6 protein-coding genes are annotated in these 4,479 nt (G+C 70.6%); 5 read left to right on the top strand and 1 reads right to left on the bottom strand.

What is annotated here, in order from left to right:
* From AC30N0_RS20055 to pgeF, 3 genes are all read left to right on the top strand, one after another.
* Window positions 1-227: fumarylacetoacetate hydrolase family protein (locus AC30N0_RS20055; RefSeq protein ID WP_489519640.1), on the top strand; the 227-nt coding region annotated here is incomplete at its 5' end.
* Between the two features lie 18 nt (window positions 228-245).
* Window positions 246-902 (top strand): maleylacetoacetate isomerase, encoded by a 657-nt coding sequence (gene maiA / locus AC30N0_RS20050; RefSeq protein WP_489519639.1) that lies wholly within the window; start codon window positions 246-248, stop codon window positions 900-902.
* 53 nt (window positions 903-955) lie between these two features.
* A complete protein-coding gene (gene pgeF, locus AC30N0_RS20045) occupies window positions 956-1,669 on the top strand; it encodes a peptidoglycan editing factor PgeF (protein ID WP_489519638.1) in 714 nt (237 codons plus the stop codon).
* On the opposite strand, the gene AC30N0_RS20040 is transcribed toward pgeF, so the two are convergent.
* Window positions 1,589-1,858, bottom strand: coding sequence for a hypothetical protein (locus tag AC30N0_RS20040; RefSeq protein ID WP_489519637.1), 270 nt, complete (start codon window positions 1,856-1,858; stop codon window positions 1,589-1,591). The two genes, pgeF and AC30N0_RS20040, sit on opposite strands and share 81 nt — an antisense overlap.
* Window positions 1,859-2,014: 156 nt before the next feature.
* Between AC30N0_RS20040 and phaC the strand changes: the two genes are divergently transcribed.
* Window positions 2,015-3,610 carry a class I poly(R)-hydroxyalkanoic acid synthase gene (phaC, locus tag AC30N0_RS20035; RefSeq protein ID WP_489519641.1) on the top strand — a complete coding sequence of 532 codons (1,596 nt, stop codon included), beginning with the start codon at window positions 2,015-2,017 and terminating at the stop codon, window positions 3,608-3,610.
* A gap of 48 nt (window positions 3,611-3,658) precedes the next feature.
* Window positions 3,659-4,479: acetyl-CoA C-acyltransferase (locus tag AC30N0_RS20030; RefSeq protein WP_489519636.1), on the top strand; the 821-nt coding region annotated here is incomplete at its 3' end.

Here is a 4,479-nt window from a genome sequence, read left to right as displayed (position 1 = left end):
CGACCATCTCGCTGCAGGTCAACGGCGTCGTGCGCCAGAAGAGCACGATCGGCAAGCTGATCTGGAGCATCGCCGAGATCATCGAGCACCTGTCGGCGGCCTGGGAGCTGCAGCCGGGCGACCTGATCTTCACCGGCACGCCGGAAGGCGTCGCGGCGGTGGAGCGCGGCGACGTGCTGAGGGCCGAGGTCGGCGGCATCGGCAGCCTGCAGGTCGAGATCGTCTAGTCGCTTGCCGGGCGAGCGATGCAGCTCTACAGCTACTTCCGTTCCTCGGCGTCGTTCCGCGTCCGCATCGCTCTCGAGCTGAAGGGGCTGGCCTACGACTACGTCCCCGTCCACCTGGTGAAGAACGAGCACCTGCAGGCCGAGTTGCTGGAGACGCTGCCGGCCCAGCTCGTGCCGGCCCTGGTGGTGGACGAGGAGGGCGGCGCAGGGCAGCTGTCGCTGACCCAGTCGCTGGCGATCATCGAGTACCTCGACGAGATCCGGCCCGAGCCGGCCCTGCTGCCGAGCGATGCGGCCGGACGCGCCCGCGTCCGCGCCCTGGCGCTCGACATCGCCTGCGAGATCCATCCGCTCAACAACCTGCGAGTGCTTCGCTATCTGGTCGGCGAGCTGAAGGTGAGCGAGGACGACAAGAACCGCTGGTACCGGCACTGGGTCGAGACCGGCCTGGAGGCGGTCGAGCGGCAGCTGGCCGGTCACCCGGCCACCGGGCGCTTCTGCCATGGCGACCGGCCGGGGCTCGCCGACTGCGTCCTCGTGCCGCAGATCTTCAACGCCCGGCGCGTCGACAGTCGGCTCGACCACGTGCCGACGGTGATGCGCATCTTCGATGCCTGCATGGCGGAGCCGGCGTTCACGAAGGCCCAGCCCTCCGCCTGCCCCGACGCGGCGTGACGCCGGCCGGCTGGCTGGCGCCGCCCTGGCGCATCCCGGGCGTCGGAGCCTTGATGAGCACCCGCGCCGGGGGCTGCAGCGGCGGCCCGTACGCGTCGATGAACGTCGGCGACGCCGTGGGCGACGCGCCCGAGGCGGTCGCAGCGAACCGCCGAGTCCTTGCCGACGCCATCGGCGCGGCGCCGGTCTTCCTGCGCCAGGTGCACGGCCGGCGAGTCGTTCGTCTCGACCTTGCCGACATCCAGCCGGGCGCTCCCGTGCACGAGGCGGACGCCTGCGTCACGGTCGGGCCCGGGGTCGCCTGCGTCGTCCAGGCCGCGGATTGCCTGCCCGTCCTGCTCGCCACCCGCAGCGGCCGCGCCGTCGCCGCCGCCCACGCCGGCTGGCGCGGCCTGTCGGCCGGCGTCGTCGAGGCCGCGGTCGAGGCCTTGTGCGAAGCAGCGTCGTGCGCACCGGACGAGGTCGTCGCCTGGCTCGGCGCCTGCATCGGGCCGGGCGCCTTCGAGGTGGGCCCCGACGTGCCGGCGGCGTTCGCCCTGTCCAGCGGCGTCGGCGCGGCCGAACGCTTCAGGCCCGCGCGGCCTGGGAAGTGGCTGGCGAACCTGCCCTTGCTGGCCCGCGATCGGCTCGGCGCCGCCGGCGTTCTGCGCGTCGCCGGCGCCGACGCCTGCACGGTGGAGGACGCCTCACGGTTCTTCTCGTTTCGCCGCGACGGCGTCACCGGGCGGATGGCCGCCGCCGTCTGGATCGAGCGGCCGGGCGGCTAGGGCGTCCGCGCGCCGCCGCGCCGCACGCCGCGATGGCGTGCCGAGCAGGTACAGCGCGATGCCCAGCGGCAGCACGCCGTAGAGCAGGAGGGTAAAGGTCGCGCCCAGCCAGCTGCCGCCGGCGGCCGTGCCCTCGGCGAGCGCCATCAGCAGGACGACGTACAGCCACGCGATGGCCACCAGGTACATGCGTTTTCCCGAAGCGGTTTTCGAGCGGGCCACGATAATGCCGGCATGAAGACGAAGCAGGCCGCGCACCCGCCCAAGGCCCTCGGGGCAGACGTACCTGGCACGCACGAGGTCAGGGCCGCGTTCGGAGAAGAGGCCTGGCGGGCGCTCTCCGGGATGGGCACCCAGGTCCAGGCGCTCGCCGATCTGCAGAAGCAGTACCTCGACCAGGCCACGGCGATCTGGAACAAGGTGCTGCAGCCCGGGGGGCGGCTGACGCCGCCCGCCGACAAGCGCTTCTCGGCCCCCGCGTGGACGGCCCAGCCCGCCTCCGCCTTCCTGGCCGAGATGTACCTGCTGAACGCGCGCACGCTGATGCAGATGGCCAGCAACGTCGAGGCCGACGAGAAGACGAAGGCGCGCATCCGCTTCGCCGTGCTGCAGTGGATCGACGCCGCCTCGCCCAGCAACTACCTCGCGCTCAATCCCGAGGTGATGCAGAAGGCCGTCGAGACGAACGGCGAGAGCCTGGTGCACGGCTTCATGCAGCTCTGGGACGACCTCCAGCGCGGGCACCTGTCGCAGACCGACGAAAAGGCTTTCGAGGTCGGCCGCAACGTCGCCACGACCGAAGGCTCGGTGGTGTTCGAGAACGAGCTGTACCAGCTGCTCGAGTACAAGCCGCTCACCGCGCGCGTGCACGAGCGGCCCATCCTGTTCGTTCCGCCGTGCATCAACAAGTACTACATCCTGGACCTGCAGCCGGAGAACTCGCTCATCCGCCACACCGTGGCCGAAGGGCATCGGGTCTTCGTCGTGAGCTGGAAGAACGCAGGCGAGGAGATCGCCCAGCGAACCTGGGACGACTACATCGAGCATGCGGCGATCCACGCCATCGGCGTGGTGCGCGAGATCACCGGCGCCGAGAAGATCAACACGCTGGGCTTTTGCATCGGCGGAACGATCCTGTCGTGCGCGCTTTCCGTTCTCGCTGCCCGCGGCGAGCACCCGGCGGCGAGCATCTCGCTGCTCACGACCTTCCTCGACTTCAGCGACACGGGCGTGCTCGACATCTTCATCGACGAGGCCGGCGTGCGCCTGCGCGAGATGACCATCGGCGCCGAGAGCCCGGGCGGCGGCAGCCTGCTCAAGGGGCAGGAGCTGGCCACCACCTTCAGCCTGCTCCGCCCCAACGACCTCGTCTGGAACTACGTCGTCGGCAACTATCTCAAGGGCGAGACGCCGCCGGCCTTCGACCTGCTCTACTGGAACGCCGACGGCACCAACCTGCCCGGCCCGATGTACTGCTGGTACCTGCGCAACACCTACCTCGAGAACATCCTGGTCCGCCCAGGCGCGGCCACCGTCTGCGGCGAGAAGATCGATCTCGGCCGCATCGCCGTGCCGACCTACATCTACGCATCCCGCGAGGACCACATCGTTCCCTGGACCGGTGCCTACACGAGCACTCAGGTGCTCACGGGCAAGCGCCGGTTCGTGCTCGGGGCTTCCGGGCACATCGCCGGGGTCATCAACCCGCCGGCGAAGAAGAAGCGCAGCCACTGGATAGGCGCGTCGGCGGCGCTGCCTCCCGAGCCCGACGCCTGGTTCGAGACCGCCGTCGAGCACCCGGGCAGCTGGTGGACCGACTGGTCGGCCTGGCTGGCCGATTTCGGAGGCAAGCAGGTTCCGGCGCCGAAGGTGCCCGGGAACCGGAAGTACAAGCCGATCGAGCCGGCGCCCGGCCGCTACGTCAAGGAAAAGGCCGCCTGAGCCCATCCGGCCCGGCCACCCCCCGCATCGCACAGACAGGAGAACAGCATGAACGACATCGTCATCGTCGCCGCAGCCCGCACGGCCGTCGGCAAGTTCGGCGGCTCGCTCGCCAGGACCCCCGCGCCGGAGCTCGGCGCTGCCGTCATCGCCGACCTGCTTCGGCGGGCGAAGCTGGAGGGCGACCAGGTCGGCGAGGTCATCCTCGGCCAGGTGCTCGCCGCCGGATCGGGGCAGAACCCGGCCCGCCAGGCGGTGATCGGCGGCGGCCTGCCGCAGAGCGTTCCGGCCATGACGATCAACGCCGTCTGCGGTTCCGGCCTCAAGGCCGTGATGCTCGCGGCGCAGGCCATTCGCGACGGCGACTACGAGGTGGCGATCGCGGGCGGCCAGGAGAACATGAGCATGGCGCCGCACGTGCTTCCCAACTCGCGCGACGGCCAGCGCATGGGCGACTGGAAGCTGGTCGACACCATGATCACCGACGGCCTCTGGGACGTCTACAACAAGTACCACATGGGCACGACGGCGGAAAACGTCGCGAAGAAGTACGACATCTCGCGCGACAAGCAGGACGCGCTCGCGCTCGCCTCGCAGCAGAAGGCCGCGGCGGCGCAGGAAGCGGGCCGCTTCAAGGACGAGATCGTGCCGTTCTCGATCGCCCAGAAGAAGGGCGATCCGATCGTCTTCGCCGCCGACGAGTACATCAACCGCAAGACCAGCGCCGAGGGCCTGGCCGGCTTGCGGCCAGCCTTCGACAAGGCCGGCAGCGTGACCGCGGGCAATGCCTCGGGGCTGAACGACGGCGCGGCCGGCGTGGTGGTGATGACCGCCGCGCGCGCGCAGCAGCTCGGCCTCACGCCGCTCGC

It is taken from the genome of Rhizobacter sp. (assembly GCF_031412495.1).
Lineage (GTDB): Bacteria > Pseudomonadota > Gammaproteobacteria > Burkholderiales > Burkholderiaceae_C > Schlegelella_A.
This window is presented reverse-complemented; position numbering and strand designations above follow the sequence as displayed.

Coding starts and splice junctions, on each gene's coding strand:
- maiA (WP_489519639.1), top strand. CDS start 246: ATGCAGCTCTACAGCTACTTCCGTTCCTCGGCGTCGTTCCGCGTCCGC.
- AC30N0_RS20040 (WP_489519637.1), bottom strand. CDS start 1,858: ATGTACCTGGTGGCCATCGCGTGGCTGTACGTCGTCCTGCTGATGGCG.
- pgeF (WP_489519638.1), top strand. CDS start 956: ATGAGCACCCGCGCCGGGGGCTGCAGCGGCGGCCCGTACGCGTCGATG.
- phaC (WP_489519641.1), top strand. CDS start 2,015: ATGGGCACCCAGGTCCAGGCGCTCGCCGATCTGCAGAAGCAGTACCTC.